This window comes from Sulfitobacter sp. HI0027 (genome assembly GCF_001634775.1).
Classification (GTDB): domain Bacteria; phylum Pseudomonadota; class Alphaproteobacteria; order Rhodobacterales; family Rhodobacteraceae; genus Sulfitobacter.
In genome coordinates, this window is the sequence record NZ_LWER01000240.1 from 1 (window position 1) to 579 (window position 579).

Sequence of the window (579 nt, forward strand, 5' to 3'; positions counted from 1 at the left end):
CACGCCTCTATGAAGCACCAAAAGCCAGCGGTGCTCTGGCTGACTGGTCTGTCCGGGTCCGGCAAATCCACGATCGCGAATATTGTTGAGAAAAAGCTCGCCCGGATGAACCGTCATACGTTCCTGCTGGATGGCGACAACGTGCGCCATGGGCTGAACAAGGATCTGGGCTTTACCGAAACGGACCGGGTCGAGAACATCCGCCGTGTTGGCGAGGTGGCGAAGCTTATGACGGACGCAGGCCTGATTGTTATTACCGCATTCATTTCGCCCTATCGGTCAGAGCGGGATATGATGCGCAGCATGATGCAACCTGGTGAATTCCTTGAGGTGTTCGTTGACACACCGCTTGAAGTAGCCGAGAGCCGTGATGTGAAGGGGCTTTATGCCAAAGCGCGCGCTGGCGAGTTGAAGAACTTTACCGGGATCGATGCGCCCTATGAGGCGCCACAAGCGGCGGAGTTGCGCATTGATACAACGAAGCTAAGCGCAGAAGAAGCGGCTGATTTGATTATTGCGAGGCTGATCCCGGAGCATTAATTTTTGTCTGCTCCGAGCAACACGCCTCACGCCGTCCCT

At 55.6% G+C, this 579-nt stretch carries 1 protein-coding gene; it reads left to right on the forward strand.

Going from position 1 to position 579, the window contains the following annotated elements:
* A partial coding sequence (cysC, locus tag A3722_RS14965) for an adenylyl-sulfate kinase (RefSeq protein WP_082849506.1) occupies positions 1-540 on the forward strand: 540 nt, incomplete at its 5' end.
* Positions 541-579 lie beyond the last annotated feature (39 nt).